This is a genomic window from Halalkaliarchaeum sp. AArc-GB (assembly GCF_031432225.1).
In the GTDB taxonomy this organism is placed as follows: Archaea; Halobacteriota; Halobacteria; order Halobacteriales; family Haloferacaceae; genus Halalkaliarchaeum.
On record NZ_JAVKGM010000001.1, the window covers coordinates 264,159 to 280,646 of the forward strand.

General features: G+C 65.1%; 18 protein-coding genes and 1 pseudogene. 13 read left to right on the top strand and 6 right to left on the bottom strand.

What is annotated here, in order from left to right:
* Positions 1–38: 38 nt before the first annotated feature.
* Together RH858_RS01405 and RH858_RS01410 are read right to left on the bottom strand one after the other, a co-directional pair.
* Positions 39–440 (bottom strand): hypothetical protein, encoded by a 402-nt coding sequence (locus RH858_RS01405; RefSeq protein WP_310560986.1) that lies wholly within the window; start codon positions 438–440, stop codon positions 39–41.
* 26 nt (positions 441–466) lie between these two features.
* On the bottom strand, positions 467–1,486 hold the full coding sequence (locus RH858_RS01410; RefSeq protein ID WP_259533427.1) for an FxLYD domain-containing protein: 1,020 nt from the start codon (positions 1,484–1,486) through the stop codon (positions 467–469).
* 114 nt (positions 1,487–1,600) lie between these two features.
* Here RH858_RS01410 and RH858_RS01415 point away from each other — a divergent pair, with 114 nt between their 5' ends.
* On the top strand, positions 1,601–1,996 hold the full coding sequence (locus RH858_RS01415) for a universal stress protein (protein ID WP_259533428.1): 396 nt from the start codon (positions 1,601–1,603) through the stop codon (positions 1,994–1,996).
* 30 nt (positions 1,997–2,026) lie between these two features.
* On the opposite strand, the gene RH858_RS01420 is transcribed toward RH858_RS01415, so the two are convergent.
* Positions 2,027–3,268 (bottom strand): TIGR00300 family protein, encoded by a 1,242-nt coding sequence (locus RH858_RS01420; protein ID WP_259533429.1) that lies wholly within the window; start codon positions 3,266–3,268, stop codon positions 2,027–2,029.
* Positions 3,269–3,437: 169 nt separating this feature from the next.
* Here RH858_RS01420 and RH858_RS01425 point away from each other — a divergent pair, with 169 nt between their 5' ends.
* Positions 3,438–4,505 (top strand): phosphoribosylaminoimidazolesuccinocarboxamide synthase, encoded by a 1,068-nt coding sequence (locus tag RH858_RS01425; RefSeq protein WP_259533430.1) that lies wholly within the window; start codon positions 3,438–3,440, stop codon positions 4,503–4,505.
* Between the two features lie 79 nt (positions 4,506–4,584).
* Here the strand turns inward: RH858_RS01425 and RH858_RS01430 are convergent, their stop codons facing one another.
* Both RH858_RS01430 and RH858_RS01435 read right to left on the bottom strand, forming a co-directional pair.
* Positions 4,585–4,851 carry an HAH_0734 family protein gene (locus RH858_RS01430; protein ID WP_259533432.1) on the bottom strand — a complete coding sequence of 89 codons (267 nt, stop codon included), beginning with the start codon at positions 4,849–4,851 and terminating at the stop codon, positions 4,585–4,587.
* A gap of 73 nt (positions 4,852–4,924) precedes the next feature.
* Positions 4,925–5,449, bottom strand: a complete 525-nt coding sequence (locus RH858_RS01435) for a hypothetical protein (protein ID WP_259533433.1) — start codon at positions 5,447–5,449, stop codon at positions 4,925–4,927.
* Positions 5,450–5,708: 259 nt separating this feature from the next.
* Here RH858_RS01435 and RH858_RS01440 point away from each other — a divergent pair, with 259 nt between their 5' ends.
* Complete coding sequence (locus RH858_RS01440; protein ID WP_310560987.1) at positions 5,709–7,634, top strand: beta-CASP ribonuclease aCPSF1; 1,926 nt, start codon at positions 5,709–5,711, stop codon at positions 7,632–7,634.
* 1 nt (position 7,635) lies between these two features.
* On the opposite strand, the gene RH858_RS01445 is transcribed toward RH858_RS01440, so the two are convergent.
* Positions 7,636–7,944, bottom strand: coding sequence for an MTH1187 family thiamine-binding protein (locus tag RH858_RS01445; protein ID WP_259533437.1), 309 nt, complete (start codon positions 7,942–7,944; stop codon positions 7,636–7,638).
* An 86-nt stretch (positions 7,945–8,030) separates the two neighbouring features.
* On the opposite strand from RH858_RS01445, the gene RH858_RS01450 reads away from it, so the two are divergent.
* The 10 genes and pseudogenes from RH858_RS01450 to RH858_RS01495 all read left to right on the top strand — a co-directional run bounded on the left by RH858_RS01450 (position 8,031) and on the right by RH858_RS01495 (position 16,417).
* Positions 8,031–8,462 (top strand): DUF5810 domain-containing protein, encoded by a 432-nt coding sequence (locus RH858_RS01450; protein ID WP_259533438.1) that lies wholly within the window; start codon positions 8,031–8,033, stop codon positions 8,460–8,462.
* Positions 8,463–8,500: 38 nt separating this feature from the next.
* Entirely contained in the window at positions 8,501–8,917 is a 417-nt protein-coding gene (locus RH858_RS01455) for a DUF5809 family protein (RefSeq protein ID WP_259533439.1), read from the top strand.
* A gap of 116 nt (positions 8,918–9,033) precedes the next feature.
* Positions 9,034–10,479, top strand: a complete 1,446-nt coding sequence (locus RH858_RS01460; protein ID WP_310560988.1) for a serpin family protein — start codon at positions 9,034–9,036, stop codon at positions 10,477–10,479.
* A gap of 119 nt (positions 10,480–10,598) precedes the next feature.
* A complete protein-coding gene (locus tag RH858_RS01465) occupies positions 10,599–11,834 on the top strand; it encodes a translation initiation factor IF-2 subunit gamma (protein ID WP_259533441.1) in 1,236 nt (411 codons plus the stop codon).
* 33 nt (positions 11,835–11,867) lie between these two features.
* A complete protein-coding gene (locus RH858_RS01470; RefSeq protein ID WP_310560989.1) occupies positions 11,868–12,230 on the top strand; it encodes a twitching motility protein PilT in 363 nt (120 codons plus the stop codon).
* Positions 12,231–12,406: 176 nt separating this feature from the next.
* On the top strand, positions 12,407–12,991 hold the full coding sequence (locus RH858_RS01475; RefSeq protein ID WP_259533445.1) for a DNA-directed RNA polymerase: 585 nt from the start codon (positions 12,407–12,409) through the stop codon (positions 12,989–12,991).
* Positions 12,992–13,189, top strand: coding sequence for a transcription elongation factor subunit Spt4 (gene spt4, locus RH858_RS01480; RefSeq protein WP_259533446.1), 198 nt, complete (start codon positions 12,992–12,994; stop codon positions 13,187–13,189).
* Between the two features lie 48 nt (positions 13,190–13,237).
* A pseudogene (locus tag RH858_RS01485) lies at positions 13,238–13,866 on the top strand (GTP-dependent dephospho-CoA kinase family protein); the annotation flags it as partial.
* A 64-nt stretch (positions 13,867–13,930) separates the two neighbouring features.
* The gene (gene rtcA, locus RH858_RS01490) at positions 13,931–15,034 is read left to right on the top strand and encodes an RNA 3'-terminal phosphate cyclase (protein WP_259533447.1); all 1,104 of its coding nucleotides are present in this window, start codon (positions 13,931–13,933) and stop codon (positions 15,032–15,034) included.
* Between the two features lie 246 nt (positions 15,035–15,280).
* Complete coding sequence (locus RH858_RS01495; RefSeq protein WP_259533453.1) at positions 15,281–16,417, top strand: CBS domain-containing protein; 1,137 nt, start codon at positions 15,281–15,283, stop codon at positions 16,415–16,417.
* The last annotated feature ends 71 nt before the right edge of the window (positions 16,418–16,488 follow it).

Genomic DNA, 16,488 nt, shown 5'->3' on the forward strand with positions numbered 1-16,488 from the left:
GGCGAAGATTCCCCCGTGGGTAACGCGTCAGTCAGCGCTCACTCGCCGGTCGGGTCGGCCGAATCGCCGCCCGGCCTGATCGAGTCGACCCGGCGGAGCTGATAGGAGAGGCCGGCTGCCGCAAACAGGAGTACAGCCAGGTTGAATCCGGCTTTCACGATCGGTTCGTACGGCTCCGAGATCCACAGTTCGATCGCGGCGCCGACCTGGAAGTAAAACTGGAGCGCGGCAACCGCTGCAAGCAGCAGGAACGCGACGAGTAACGCCCTGTCGAGGTAGCGCCTGAGCCGGTTGGTCGTCCCAACAAACTCCTCGTCGGGCTGTTCGTCGGTGGGTTGTGCTTCGGTGGATTGTGCTTCGGTGGACTGTTCGTCGGTGGACTGTTCGTCGGGAGACTGTCCGCCGTTCGGTTCGCCTGCGAGGGATTTTTGGTCGGTCATCGTTGGGAATTCCGTTTGGGTCGAGGTCAGTTACCTGGTGTCCGACGCGAGCGAGCCAACAACAGCGCAAGCGCGATCACGGCGACGCCCCCGACGAGGGGGCCGAATCCGGGCGTCTCTTCCTCGAGTTCCTCCGGCGCCGGCGTCGCCTCCGGCCGCGGTTCGGCCGTCTCCTCTGTGAACTCCTCGATCTCGAACGCGATCTCCTCGCGCGTCTCGTTCACGTCGAGTGTCTCCTGGGGATTCAGGTTGGCCGCCTCGCGCGTCTCGTCGAGGATGACGTCGTTGCGAACCAGCGCGGCATCGACGTAGTAGTTGTAGCCGTCGGGAACCTCGACGGTCGCGTCGACGGAGTGGGTTCGGCCAGGACGCAGTTCGCCGACCGGTTCGACCCCCTCGTCGGCGACGACGTTCGAGTCGGCCTGCCGCAGCACGATCCGGAGCTCGACGTCGTTGACGGGGTCGTCCCCGCCGTTGGCGACCAGCGCCGAGATCCGCAGGGTCGCCGTCCCGTCGCTCGCGTCCTCGACGCCGACCGACAGCGACGGCAAGACCGGCCTGTCTGCAAAGGAGACGGTGGTTCGTTCGTAGGGCGGTTCCAGCGCTTCGACCCCGCGAACCGTCGTCGACGTGGTGTCGAGCCGTTCGGACCCACGGAAGACGGTCGTCTCGAGGCGGTAGCCACCGTCCCTGGGGACCGTAAGCGACGCCTCGACCGACTGTTCGCCGTCGACGTCGACCTCGCCTACGTCGACAGTCTCCTCGGCGGTGAGGAGCCCGGAGTCGGCGTCGTAGGCGCGGTGACGGACGGTCACGTTGTCCGCAGCGTTACCGCGGTGGGCGAGCGCAGTGGTGAGCTGGAGCTGGACGGTTTCGCCGGTCACCTCGGCCGGGGAGACGGCCACCTCGGCGATGCCGACGTGCCCGGGACGGACCGGCTCTTCGGGATCCGGATCCGCGAGCACGCCCGGACCGGCGAGGGCGGCGATCGCGACGACCGCGAGCAGTCCGACTGCGGTCGCCGCAAGGAGGGCTTCGCGGTTCATGCGATGGGACGTTTACGATCGGGGGATAAGTCTTTTGTGACGATCCACAGTGTCGGTACGCTACTCCCCCCGGCTCCCGGACCGATTATATGCTCCGGCCACACACCAACTCGTATGACGACGTTCGTTCTGGCAACGAATGGGGTTCACGTGAGCTCGACGCTGTGTGATTATCTCGACGAGCGGATCGAGGCCGAAGACACCGTTCACGCGGTGAACTCACAGCGCGGCGGCGACGCCACAAGCGCCGAGGCCGTCCGAGACGGCGAGGAGGCGCTGAACGTCGTCTCCGCCCGACTGGGAACAGTCGCGACCGTCGATACCCACCAGTTCATCCGCGGCAATACCCCGGCGGCCGACGTCCTGCAGTTCGCCGAGGAGGTGGACGCCGACGAACTTGTCATCGGCGTTCGTGAACGGTCTCCGGCCGGAAAGGCGCTGTTCGGCAGCGTCGCACAGAAGCTCCTTTTGAATACGGACCGACCAGTCGTCGTCGTCCCGCGGGAGTGAGCCGGCCGCCGTCGCCTCCGAACTTCGGCCTTACTCCTCGATGAGGTACTCCGCGAGCGTCGGCACGAACGTCCCGATGTCGGTGACCATCCCGATCGCCTGCGAGGACCCCCGATCGAGCAGCTGCGTCACCGTCGCGGGGTTGATGTCGACACAGACGGTTTTCGTCGTCGATGGGAGACAGTTCCCGACGGCAACCGAGTGGAGAAGCGTCGACAGCATCAACACGAGGTCCGCCTCGTGAGCCTGGTCCCGGATGGCGTCCTGTGCTTCGACGGCGTCGGTGATCGTGTCGGGCAGGGGGCCGTCGTCCCGGATCGACCCTGCGAGAACGAACGGCACGTCGTTTTCGACGCACTCGTACATCACGCCGTCCGTTATCACGCCCGCCTCGACTGCCTCGGCGATTCCGCCGTGCCTGATCACCTCGCTTATGGTGTAGATGTGGTGTTTGTGTCCCTTCCGGGGATGTTCGAGGGTGTCGACGTCGACTCCCAGCGACGTCCCGTACAGGTTGCGCTCGATGTCGTGGGTCGCGAAGCCGTTCCCGGCCGACAACGCGTCGACAAAACCGGCACGGACGAGCCGCGCGAGGTCTCCGCCCGCGCCCGCGTGGATGACGGCCGGCCCCACGACGACGAGTACGTTTCCATCCGACTCGTGGGTGGCCTCGATCTCCTCTGCGACCTCCCGGATCGTCGATTCCGAGGGGCGTTCCGCCGAGACGCCCCCCTGCATGAAGCCGAACGGTCCCGACGCGTCGCGCGGACGTTCCGGCGGTCGAACGCGGATCCCCGACTCCCCGACGACGACCAGGTCGTCCTCCTCGATCGCGTTCAGGACCTTCGTGTACGCTCGCGGTTCGTCGGTCCCCTTTTCGCTACCGGGATCGACCACGATCGCACAGTCCATCTCCATCCGCTCGACGTCGAGCCACTCTCCGTCGTACCGCACTGCAGTCGGATGGTTTGTCGTAGAGTAGAAGCCGGGCGGAACGACCTGATCGGCCGGTGCCGCTTCGAGCGTCGCGTCCCGCGGGTTCGCAAGCGTCGCCCCGTTCTGGTGGAGTTCGTGGATGATCGACTGCAGGGTCGACTCCTCTTCGGCGGTGACGACCATCCGACAATAGGAGGTCTCGTCTTTGTGCTTTCCGACGTCGAACTGCTCGACCTCGAACATCCCCCCGAGTTCCATGATCGCGCCGAAACACTGTTGCATTGTCCCGGAGTCAATGATGTGCCCCTCCAGTTCGACTGTCCGCGAGTGAGTCATGGACGAGCGAACGGTGTCCGCCGGTATGTGGGTTGCGGCGAAAGCGATGTTTGCTCTGCCGGGGGATACGCATGATCGTGGGCAAGATTGCGGTGTAGCCGCCCCCGTAGCGGCATAGAGGTGGGAAGATTGAGACACATTGATACGGGTGGCCCTCGCGTACTCGCACATGACGAGCGTGAAGGAGTTCCGGATCGAAACCGAGCCGACCGCGACAGAGACGGGACGCGGACGGTTTTACTTCACCGACGCGTACTCGGTGTTCGACTGGGGGCAGATGCCGGATCCGATTCCGAACAAGGGGGCGAGCCTCTGTGTGATGGGTGCCGACAACTTCGAGCGTCTCGACGCTGCGGGGATTCCGACCCACTACCGGGGAGTCGTGCCTGCCGGAACCGACGACGCGGCCGGGGATCGCGAGTCGACGTCGCTTTCGGCTGCCGCCGAGGCGGTCGAATCGGGCGAAGCAGAACCCCCACGCGAGATGGAGATCCAACTCACACAGGTTCCAGACCTCCCGTACGACGGTGAATCGTACGACTACGGTGCGTACCACGCCGAGGCGGGCGACAACTACCTCGTCCCCCTGGAGGTCGTGTTTCGCAACACCGTTCCCGTCGGTTCCAGCCTGCGATCCCGAACCGACCCTGCCGATCTCGGACTCGATTTCGACACCTGGCCCGACGAGACCGTCGACCTCCCGAAGCCGGTGGTGGAGTTCTCCACGAAATACGAGGAACAGGACCGATATCTCGACCGGATCACAGCAGACGAGATCGCGGGGAAGGCCGACATTGACGACCTCGAGACGCTCGCACGCGAGGTGAACGACGTCGTCACGGAACGGGCGACGGACGCGGGGTTCGTCCACGAGGACGGGAAAATAGAGGTCCTGTACCACGGCGGAGCGCTCCGCGTGGCCGATGTCGTGGGGACGTTCGACGAAAACAGGTTCTCCTACGGCGGGCAAGAAGTCTCGAAGGAGGTCGTGAGACAGTGGTACAAACGGGAACAGCCCGAATGGGTCGACGCCGTCGCCGCGGCAAAGCGGGACGTCACAGAACGGGAGATCGCCGACTGGCGGCGGCTCTGTTCGGCCGAACCGACGTCGCTTCCCCCCGACGTACTCGACGCGGTCTCGAAACTGTATGCCGCCGGCGCCAACGCGTACACCGGACGGGAGTGGTTCGACGCACCCCCGATCGGCGACGCCGTCGAAAAGGTCCGGCGGCTGTAACGTCCGGCGGCTGTAACGTCCGGAAGCTGCAGCTCGACGACAGTAGCGCTCGACGGAAGAGACCTCCCGTCCTGGCCGACTACACCGCCAGTTCGCCTTTCGCCTTGATGACCGTCAACTCCTCGGCCTCGATCGTGTCCACCTCGAGCCAGGTGGGGACGTACTCCCGCTTCTCGAAGGTTTCCCGCTCGTCCTCCGTTCCGATCGTACACCACAGCTGAACCTCGTCTGGACCGTGCCAGTCGCCCTGGCGTTTGACGGTGAAACAGACGAGTTCCTCACCCTCGTACTCGATGATGGCGTCCTTGCGGATCCCCGGGTCCCCCCGAACGATGAGGTGTTGCATACTTCCTGGTTCTGTAGGCCCGGGCTTGAAGTCTTCGAAGATCAGTCCTCGGCCGCATTCTCCCCTCCCGAAATCAGCCCCCGACCGAAAACGGCGATTCGGTCTCGCGCCACTTCCATCCGGGCAGCCGCGTCTGGAACCCCGCGGCGAGCGCCGCATCGAGGTCGTCCAGCCCGGCGGCGTCGTCCCCGGGGTCCAGGTCGGGGCGCCCGTCGTCTACGTCCGGCTCCGCGTAGTGAACGTGCGAGTCCGCGAAGTGAAACGTCGCCTCCGCCAGCAGCGCGAGGGGCTGACCGCCGGCGATCGTCGACGCCAGTTTCCGACCGAGTATCTCGTCGACGACGAACCCCGGATAGTCCCCTTCGATATCCAGGTCCCGGAGGAGGCCGACGTAGCCGGCGACGTTCACCGCACAGTCCCCGTCGGCAAACACCGTCGCGACCTCGCGGCGATACTGCTCGCGGTCTACCGTACCCACGTCAGTCTCGAACAGTTCCCCCAGCGCAGTCCGGGTGTCGTTTATAAGTGGAACGACGATCGGCGCGCGGTCGCGGACCCAGTCGCGCTCGCTTGCGACCGTCTCGGGCGTTATTCGCATACGACCGGATCGACCGCTGTCCTCTTAAATTGCCGGCCGTCGAGGGATCGCCACGAACCGCGTCTTTGCGAAGGCTTTTATAATAATCGCGTTTAAGGTTCGTTCGAGCGGGTTTTCCTGCACTGTTCCCGCACTGCAGCCCCGGATACGAACCCGGACAGACTACCACTATGTACCCTCGTGGCTCGACCGTCCCGGCGATACCGCTATCGAGCAGTGCCGTCCGGCGGTCGGTCGCGGCGGGGAACCTCTTTGAGCTATGAGCGCAGTCGACAAACAACTCGAGCAGATACGAGACGAGATCGAACAGGAAGTACCGCCGGACATCCACGTTTCCGACGTCAAGTACGAAGGACCGGAGGTCGTCGTGTACACCCAGCATCCGAAGGAGTTCGCCCAGGACGGCGACCTCGTTCGCCGGCTCGCGTCGAAACTTCGAAAGCGGATCACCGTCCGCCCCGACCCCAACGTATTGACGCCGCCATCGGAGGCGGAAGCCGCGATCCAGAACGTCATCCCCGACGAGGCCGGCGTGACGGACCTCGATTTCCACGCCGACACTGGCGAGGTCGTGATCGAGGCCGAAAAGCCGGGGATGGTGATCGGTCGACACGGGTCGACGCTGCGGCAGATCACCCAGGAAGTCGGCTGGACCCCGGAGGTCGTCAGAACGCCGCCGATCGAGTCGGCGACCGTGTCGAACGTCCGGAACTTCCTGAAACAGGAACGCGAGGAGCGACGCGACATTCTCGAGCGCGTCGGCAGGCAGATCCACCGCGAGGAGATGGCCGACGAACAGTGGGTGCGAATCACCACACTCGGCTGCTGTCGGGAGGTCGGTCGGGCCGCGTTCATCCTGTCGACGGCTGAGACGCGCATCCTCATCGACTGTGGGGACAAGCCCGGCGCCGAAGGGGAGGTCCCGTACCTCCAGGTGCCCGAGGCGCTGGGGGCCGGCGCGACGAACATCGACGCGGTGGTGCTCACCCACGCCCACCTCGACCACTCCGCGCTGATCCCGTTGCTGTTCAAGTACGGCTACGACGGGCCGATCTACTGTACGGAGCCGACGCGGGACCTCATGGGGTTGTTGCAGCTCGACTACCTCGACGTCGCCACAAAGGAGGGTCGGACGCCGCCGTACCAGTCGGAGATGGTGCGGGAGGCGATCAAACACACGATCCCCCTCGAATACGGCGACGTCACCGACATCGCCCCCGACGTGAAGCTGACGCTCCACAACGCGGGCCACATCCTCGGCTCTGCAGTGTCTCACTTCCACATCGGGGACGGACTGTACAACGTCGCGTTCTCCGGTGACATTCACTACGACGACACCCGCCTTTTCAACGGCGCGGTCAACGACTTCCCCCGCGTCGAGACGCTCGTCCTCGAGTCGACCTACGGCGGGCGAAACGACTACCAGACCGACCAGGAGGACTCCGAGCGGAAACTGATCGATGTGATCAACCGGACAGCCGACGACGGCGGGAAAGTGCTGATCCCGGCGTTCGCGGTGGGGCGGTCACAGGAGATCATGCTCGTGCTGGAGAAGGCGATGCGCAACGGGGAGATTCCGGAGATGCCGGTCCACCTCGACGGGATGATCTGGGAGGCGACGGCGATCCACACCACCTATCCGGAGTATCTGCGCGACGAACTCCAGAACCGGATCTTCCACGACGACGAGAACCCGTTCCTCGCCGAACAGTTCAACCACATCGACGGCGGGGAGGACGAACGACAGGAGGTCGCCGACGGCGGCCCCTGCATCGTTCTCTCGACGTCGGGGATGGTCACCGGCGGACCGATCATGTCCTGGCTCCGTCACGTCGGAACCGAACCGGAGTCGCGGCTCGTGTTCGTCGGCTACCAGGCCCAAGGGACCCTCGGCCGCCGGATCCAGAACGGCTGGGACGAGATCCCGATCAACACCCGGGGCAACCACGGCCGCGGGGAGACGCTCAAGCTCGAAATGGACGTCGAGACGGTCGACGGCTTCTCCGGTCACGCAGACAGACAAGGCCTCGAGAACTTCGTCAAGACGATGAACCCCCGCCCCGAGAAAGTGCTTTGTGTCCACGGCGACGAGCGCTCCGTCCAGGACCTCTCCTCCGCGCTGTATCACGAATACAACATGCGGACGTTCGCGCCGAAGAACCTCGAAACGTTCCGATTTAAATAGCTCACTCCGATTTCGCGGGGCGACCGAGTTCGCGTTCGACTGCCTCGACTTTTTCGCTCGCGCGCTGGTCCCGCGTCCGTTTGTCGTCGATCTTGAGAAAGGTGCTCACCCGGTCCCCGTCGACCGCCTTGTGGGCTGCGGCAACCGCATCGAGCAGAGTGTCGACGTCGTCGGCCTCGACCACTGTGCCCATCGGATTCGTCTCGTAGCTCACGGCGAAGTCGTCGAGGGCGGCAACGGCCTTCGCTACCTCGCCAGACATGCTCTCTTCGGTCACCGGTGCGACGCTCAACAGGGCGATAACTGTCATGTCGTCCCGTTCGGGCCTATCAATCGTAAACGTGCCGCCGACTGCGCGGACAACGGTTTTCAGCGTCGAGCGCCATCGGACGGACGATGGGATACGCGTGTCCAGTCTGCGCGGTCACACAGCCCGGCGGCGAACACCTCGCACATCACCTGGCGTTTACGGCGATGCTTCACGGCGACGACCACGAGGCGTGGCTCGAGGAGCACGCGCCGGGGTGGGGCGACTGCGGCCCCGAGGAACTGGCCGAGGTGATCGTCGAGAAGGCGTCCGAGACCGAGGGCCCCGAAGTGGAGCAGACGCACTCCCACGGGGAGTCGGTTCCGACCCGCGAGCGGCGTCGCCCTGCTTCAAGGGGCGGCGGATTCGACGACGAGGCCGCAGCGATCCTGCAGGAGGCGCAGGCGCTCACCCGAGCGATGATGGACGACGAGGAAGAAAAAGTGGCGACGCAAGAGGATGAGAAAGCGGACGCTGATAGCGACGGCGACGAAAACGACAGCAATGACATCCAGGACTGACCGACGGGCCTTTTGAATCCCCGTCCCGAGGAGAACCCATGGAGACGACGGGAGTGTACGAACCCGAGACGATCGAGGAGGCGCAGGAAGCCTACAGGGAGGCCGGCCCCGCGGCGAAAGTTATCGTTCGCGAGACGGCCAGCGCGATGGAGTTCGACAGTGCCGAATACGAATCACGCGTGACGAGCGACGTCGTCGAGACCGCCCGGGACGCGCTGTTCGCGTCTCTGCTTTCGGTCCGGATCGGGAGCCGCGAGGAGTTCGAGGAGTGGTGTGGGGAGCGACCGTCGTACGACAGCCGGCTCGTCGGCGGGGAGAACGTCGACCGGGTCGTCTGGCACGCCGCACCGTTCGCAAAGCGGGTCGTTGCGGCGACCTTCCAGGACGCTCGGGAGGCTGCGATTGCGACGGTTCGACGGCAGGCGTTCGGCGAGATCTATCGGAATCGGTTGTAGCCATATCGCTGGCCAACGCACACCCGACGCCAGGCCGGATTCCTGCTGATGGGATGTGTGAAATCGGCCTTTGTGCCTACAGAAGGGATTCAAGTAGACGGAGCGAACCTGTTACCATGAACCGACGACGCCTGCTCGCCGTGTCTGCCGCCCTCGCCGTCGGGGGGATCGCCGGCTGTGTCGGCGACGGTCCCGGCGACAACGGTGGCTCGATGACCCCCGCCGGACCGCTCCCGGACGTGGACGACGAAACGCTCGCGACGACGATTCGGAACGCCAACGGGTTCACGTTCGACCTGTTCGACCGACTTTCCCACGCTGCCGACGAAGACGGAGCCCCCAACCTGTTTGCGTCCCCGCTGTCGGTGTCGACGGCCCTTGCGATGACGTACGCCGGGGCCAGGGGAGTGACGCGGGAAGAAATGCGTGCAGCGTTGCGATACGACCTGGGCGACGCCGATACCGCCGGGGACGCTGGGAATGACGACACTGACGGAAACGACGGTGACGAAGACGCTGGAACCGACGTCCCGAACGAGGCGCTCCACGGGGCGATCGCCGAGCTGCTGTCCCGGCTGAACGAACGTGGTGAAGCGATCGACCCGGAGGACCTCCCGTCGGCGTACGACGAGGAAGACGATCCCGTCCCGTTCGAACTGTCGATCGTCAACGCGATCTGGGGGCAAGAGAGCTACCCGTTCCGCGAGGAGTATCTGGACCTGCTCGAGACCTTCTACGGCGCGGGGCTTCGCGAGGTGGATTACGTGAGCGACGCGGACGGCGCCCGCGAGGACATAAACGAGTGGGTGGCCGGCCAGACCGAAGACCGGATCGACGAGCTACTCCCGCAGGGTGCGCTGGACGAACTCACCCGGCTGGTGTTGACAAACGCCATCTACTTCCAGGCCAACTGGGCCGAGCCGTTCGAAGAACAGGCGACCGAGATCGGGCCGTTCACTACACTCGAGGACGAGTCGGTCGAGGTCCCGATGATGCGCCACACGGAGATCAGCGTCCCGTACGCGCAGACCGACCTGTCCGGCGGTGACGTAAAATCGGTCGAGCTTCCGTACGTGGGAGACGACGTCTCCATGCTGGTCGTCCTCCCCGAGGAGGGCGCATTCGAATCGGTCGCGGCCAGCTTCGACGGCGACGATCTCGCCGCCATCCTCGAGGACCTGGACCGACGGGAGGGACGGGTCGAACTCCCCCGATTCGAGTTCGAGTCCGGCTTCCAGCTGCGGCCCGCCCTCGAAGAACTGGGGATGGTCGAAGCGTTCGACCCGGACGAGGCCGACCTCACGGGGATGTACGATCCCGACGACCCCGCCGCAGGCGGCGAGAACCTGTTCGTCGACGACGTGTACCACGACAGCTACGTCGCAGTCGACGAAGAGGGAACCGAAGCAGCCGCTGCAACGGCGGTCGTCGTCTCCGCGGATTCGGCGCCGGCGGATCCCTTCGAATTCGTCGCCGACAGACCGTTCCTGTTCCTGATCCGCGACCGGCCCACAGACGCGCTGCTGTTTTACGGTCGGGTCGCCGATCCGACCGCGGAGTGACAGCCGGCGGATTTCGCCACCGGCCCGCCCGCGTCCAGTGCCCGACGGGAGATCCATAACAGCAACTTTATCACTCGCAGAGAGCGAATCACGCACAAGATTACTCCAGGAGGTACACGGTGACACGAAACCACAAACAACCGGAGGTGAACATCGGACTGGTCGGCCACGTCGACCACGGCAAAACGACGCTCGTACAGGCGCTGTCGGGGTCGTGGACCGACCAGCACTCCGAGGAGATGAAACGCGGTATCTCCATACGGCTCGGGTACGCGGACGCGACGTTCCGCGAGTGCCCGGGGATGGACGAACCGGAACGATACACAGTCGAAGAGGAGTGCCCCGACGGGGAGGAAAGCGAGCCCCTGCGTACGGTGTCGTTCGTCGACGCGCCGGGCCACGAGACCCTGATGGCGACGATGCTTTCGGGCGCCGCGATCATGGACGGCGCCGTGCTGGTGGTCAGCGCCACCGAAGACGTCCCCCAGGCGCAGACCGAAGAGCACCTGATGGCGCTGGACATCATCGGCATCGACAACATCGTCGTCGCCCAGAACAAGATCGACCTCGTCGATCGAGATCGGGCGGTCGATCACTACGAACAGATCCAGGGGTTCATCGAGGGAACCGTCGCCGAGGGATCGCCGATCGTCCCGGTGAGCGCCCAGCAGAACGTGAACATGGACCTGCTCATCCAGGCGGTCGAAGAGGAGATTCCCACGCCGGACCGGGACCCCGATCTGTCCCCGCGGATGTTCGCGGCCCGCTCGTTCGACATCAACCGGCCGGGCGCGACCCACGAGGACCTGGTCGGCGGCGTCGTCGGCGGGTCGCTCGTGCGTGGCACCCTGTCGGTCGGCGACGAACTGGAGCTCCGACCCGGTCGACAGGTCGAGGAAGGGGGACAGTCCGAGTGGCGCTCCCTCGAGACGACCGTCCGGTCGCTGCAGGCCGGGGGATCCCCAGTCGAGGAAGCGTCGCCGGGTGGGCTGCTCGGCGTCGGCACCGGGCTGGATCCGAGCCTCACCAAAGGCGACGCCCTCGCCGGACAGGTCGCCGGCGAGCCCGGCACGCTCCCGCCGACCCGCGAGTCGTTCGAGATGGACGTCGAACTGCTCGATCGGGTCGTCGGCGAGGGCGACGGCGACGGTAACGTCGAGGAAATCTCCACCGGTGAACCGCTCATGCTCACCGTCGGCACCGCCACGACGGTCGGCGCGGTGACGAGCGCCCGTGGCGGGGAGTGTGAGGTAAACCTCAAGCGTCCCGTCTGTGCCGAAGACGGCGCCAAGATCGCGATCAACCGGCGCGTCGGTGCCCGGTGGCGGCTCATCGGCGTCGGGACGCTCAAGTGAACGTGAGTGTGAGAACCCGTGGCCACCGTCGTGATGGACACGAGCTCCCTGATGATGCCCGTGGAGTGTGGCGTTCGCGTGTTCGAGGAACTCGATCGACTCCTCGGCGAGGTCGATCCGCTCGCGCCGCAGCCGGTGGTCGCGGAGCTGGAGTCGCTCGCCTCGGGCGCCGGCGAGGAGGCGACAGCCGCCAGTGTCGGACTGGACCTCTCGAAACGGTGCGACGTCCGGGAGACGGAGGCCCGCTACGCCGACGACGCCGTGTTAGAGCTGGCAGTCGCCGAGGGCGCGTACGCGGTGACCAACGATCTCCCCCTGCGGGACCGGCTCCTGGACTCGGGTGTTCCAGTAATCGGTTTAAGGGGTCGGAACACACTGGCAATAACGGAGCCGTGAGGCCGAGCCCGTCGGCGGCGGTTCGGCGTCGCCAGAAGCGAGGCGGTACGCAGCGATCCGCGGAAACCAGGGAGGTTATACGGCGGCGACGAGACAGCAACCCTACAGGTAGACGGTCACGGGGAGACGAACGGTACGAGATGACGAACGTCACAGGAATGCGAGGTATCTGATCAATGTACAAACGCGTACGACTCAAGGACACGGTCGAAGTTCCGCCGAAACATCTGGCGGACGTCACCCCCCAGCGGGTGAAGGCCCTGTTGCAGGAGAAGCTCGAGGGACGAATGGACGAGGACGTCGGGAGCGTCGTGAGCGTCGTCGACGTGCACGACATCGGCGACGGCGCCGTGCTGCCGAACCGTCCGGGAGTGTACTACGAGGCGGAGTTCGACGCCATCACCTACGATCCGGAGATGCAGGAGGTCGTCGACGGCACCGTCGTCGAGGTGGTCGAGTTCGGCGCCTTCGTCGGTATCGGTCCGGTCGACGGGCTGTTGCACGTCTCGCAGATCTCCGACGAGTATCTCGCCTACGACGGAGCGAACCAGCAGCTCGCCTCCAGCGAGTCGGACCAGTCGCTCGGGGTCGACGATCCCGTCCGCGTCCGGATCGTCACCAAGAGTATCGACGAGCGGAACCCCCGAGACTCGAAGATCGGTCTGACGGCGAAACAGCCCGGACTGGGCAAACACGAGTGGCTCGAGAAGGCCCGCCGTCGCCGCGAGCAGGAGGGCGAAGCCTCGGCGGGGGACGAATAGATGGCCTCCGATCGCCTCGCGTGTCGGGAGTGTCACTTCGTCAACCACGGCGACGCCCAGAGCTGCAAGCTGTGTGGCTCCTCGTCGCTGACGGAAGACTGGGCCGGCTACGTCGTCATCACCCACCCCGAACAAAGCGAGATCGCCGACGAGATGAACGTCACCGAACCCGGAAGTTACGCCCTGAAAGTCCGGTAGGTGTCCGCCGTGGTCGACCTCCTGTCCGACGGCGGTACCGGCGCCCCCCTGTTGGGTCTTCCGGACGAACTTCGACCCGAGCTGAAGGACCCGCTCGGGCCGATTTACACCGACGCGAACGAGCTACTTGCTGCGATCGACGAGTTCGCCACCGAGCACGCCGACCGGGAGGGCGACGAGAGTGAGCCCGACGGCGCCACCGAGTCCGTCACTCGGACACCGAGGCTCGTCGCAGTCGGCGACGTCGTCACCGCCCACCTGCTGGACGCCGGCCGTCGTCCGGACCTCGCGGTGGTCGACGGGCGGACGGAACGGGAAACCGCACCCGAGCCCGTGCTCGAGGCGATCGAGGGGGCGAGCAACGACGCCGACAGCCGAACGGTCGAAAACCCCGCCGCAGTGTTGCGCCGCGAACTGCTCGAGGCGCTCCACGAGGGACTTTCCTCGCCGAACCCCACGATCCTTCGCGTCGACGGCGAGGAGGACCTCGCGGCGCTTCCCGCCGTGCTCGCGGTCCCCGTCGGATCGAGCGTGGTGTACGGACAGCCCGGTGAGGGGATGGTGCACGTCGCCGTCACCGAGACGGTGAAACGCGACGTCCGCAGGTTGCTCTCCCGGTTCGACGGCGACACCCGGACCGCGTTTCGCCTCCTCGAATCGTAGTGGACGGTACACGCTCGAGCGACACGTTCTGTTTTCCCCGCCGACACGGCTTTGTCGGTGCCGGAACGCGAATCCCGTATGGGCGATTCCGAACAACCGGGGCTGACGCTGGACGGAAGTGTCGGGGGCGGACAGTACTTCCGGTCCGCGCTGTCGTTTTCGGTGCTGACCGGCCGGCGCGTCGAGATACGGGACGTTCGCGGAGCACGCGAGAATCCGGGCCTGAAACCACAGCACGTCGCCGCTGCCGAGGCGCTGTCGTCGATCGCAGGCGCGGAGATCGACGGTGTCGAACGTGGAAGTCGAACCGTCTCGTTCGTCCCGGGGGAAGTACGTCCGGGACGGTACACCGTCGAGATCGAAACCGCCGGCAGCGCGCCGCTGGTCGTCGACGCGGTGTTGCCCCTTTCACTCGTCGCTCGGGGACCAGTACGACTGCGGGTAACAGGCGGAACCGACGTGAAATGGTCACCGCCGCTTTCGTATCTCCGCCGGGTGAAGCTGCCGCTCCTCCGTGAGGCGGGACTGCTGGCGTCAGTTGACGTCGGGAGGCGCGGATTCTATCCGGTTGGCGGCGGGGACGTGACGCTGTCGATCGGCCCTTCAACCCCTGCACCGCTCGAATTGGACGAATCTGGCGAACGCCGAGGGATCAGGGCGCTTTCGACTGTCTCCGAGGATCTTTCCGACGCTGACGTCGCAGAGCGCCTCGCCGACGCCGCACTCGAACAGGTCGACGACGACTGGACCGTGCTCGAACGCACCGTGAGCTACGTCGACAGCGACGCCACAGGGGCGGTGATCGTGCTGGTCGCAGAACACGAAGCCGGGACCGACCCACCGGCATCGGAAGCGGCCGACGCCGGATTCGGGCCGACGTGTCGGTTCGGGACCAGCGCGCTCGGGGAACCCGGTGTTCCCGCAGAACGGGTCGGGCGCGACGCGGTCGACGCCCTCCAGGAACCGATCGACGCCGGAGCGACCGTCGACGTCCACCTCGCCGACCAGTTGCTCCCGTTTCTCGCCGTCGCCGGCGGAGCGTTCCGAGCACCGCGGCTCACCGAGCATCTCGAGACCCACCTGAAACTGCTCGAGACGTTCGGGGCTCCCGTCGAATGGAACAAACGGGACAACGGGACGGTGGACGTTTCCGCACCCGGAAAGCTCCCCGATCAGTGGTGATCGCCGTCGTCGGGTATTTCGTGTTTATTGGTAGCGATACACAATAGTTGCCTCCACGCATACGTTGCGGTGTGTCGGAACGTACAACACTCGAGTTGGGGTTCAGGCTAGTGAGAGGAACAACCGGGACGAACGAACCGGACGGCTCCCCGGACGGACAAATCGGGTGGGACGACTGAGATTCATAGGTGACGCCGACAGGAACCAACTTTCAAGACCACACGCATCCAACCGCCGAATACCGCTATGAATATCACTGATATTGCTGTCGAGGAGTACGTCGAGGTCGATGCCTCCACTCGCCTCGGGAAAATTCGGTCTATCTTCGAAGAAAAGAACCCCAAAGGGATCGTCGTCACCGAGGACGGGGAGTACGCAGGAGTCATCGGGGAACGGGACCTCATCAAGTCGCGGATCGAGGACGACACGAAGGCGTCGGTCGTGATGAAAAACGCCCCGCGGGTGAAGCGAACCGAGCACGTTCGCGAGGTTGCGCGGATCCTCGTCGAGGGGAACGTCAAGATCGCGCCCGTCTACGAGGGGGAGAAGCTCTACGGGATCGTCACGGAAGACGGCATCCTCGAGGCCGTACTCGACAACCTGGATGCGATCACCGTCGAGCAGATCTACACGAAAGACGTCGTCACGATCACCGAGGAAGGACACGTCGGGCAGGCGATCAATCGGCTACGCGAAAACGGCATCTCCAGGCTGCCCGTGCTCAACGAGAACGATCGGTTGACCGGGGTGATCACGACCCACGACATCGTCGAGTTCGTGATCCGGGGCGAGAACCGGCTCGGACGGCACGACCGGTCGGGCGACACCGACCGGATGCTCGACATCCCCGTCTACGATCTGATGTCCAACCCCGTCTTGACGGCCACGCCAGAGGAGACCGTGAAAGCCGCCGTCGAGCGGATGTTCGAAAACGACATCGCGGGCCTGATCGTCAGCGACGACGGCGACGCCGTCGACGGCGTCGTGACGAAGACGGACGTCCTCAGGGCACTGACGTTCACGGAGGAGGAGTCGATGGACGTCCAGATCACCAACATCGCACTTCTGGACACCATCTCCCGGGAACACATCGTCGAGTCGATCGAATCCGTCTCCGAGAAGTACCAGGAGATGGCCGTCCACCACGCCCACGTGCGGTTCCACGAGCACAAGGAGAAGCTTCGCGGCACCCCGTTGCTCCAGTGTCAGATCCGGCTCCGAACGAGCGAGGGACAGGTCGCCGGCTCGGGCGAGGGATACGGTTCCGAACACGCGTTCCACGTCGCACTCGACAAACTCGAACGCAACGTCCTCGAAATGAAGGGATTCAAAGCCGACGAGGAGTACCGCGGGCAGCTTCTCCGGAAGCTCGGCGAACTGTAGGTTTCTTCCCCGGTGCTTTCGTTCGGACGGAATCGGCGCAACGGTTTTTACGACTGACTGAATGGTTCAAA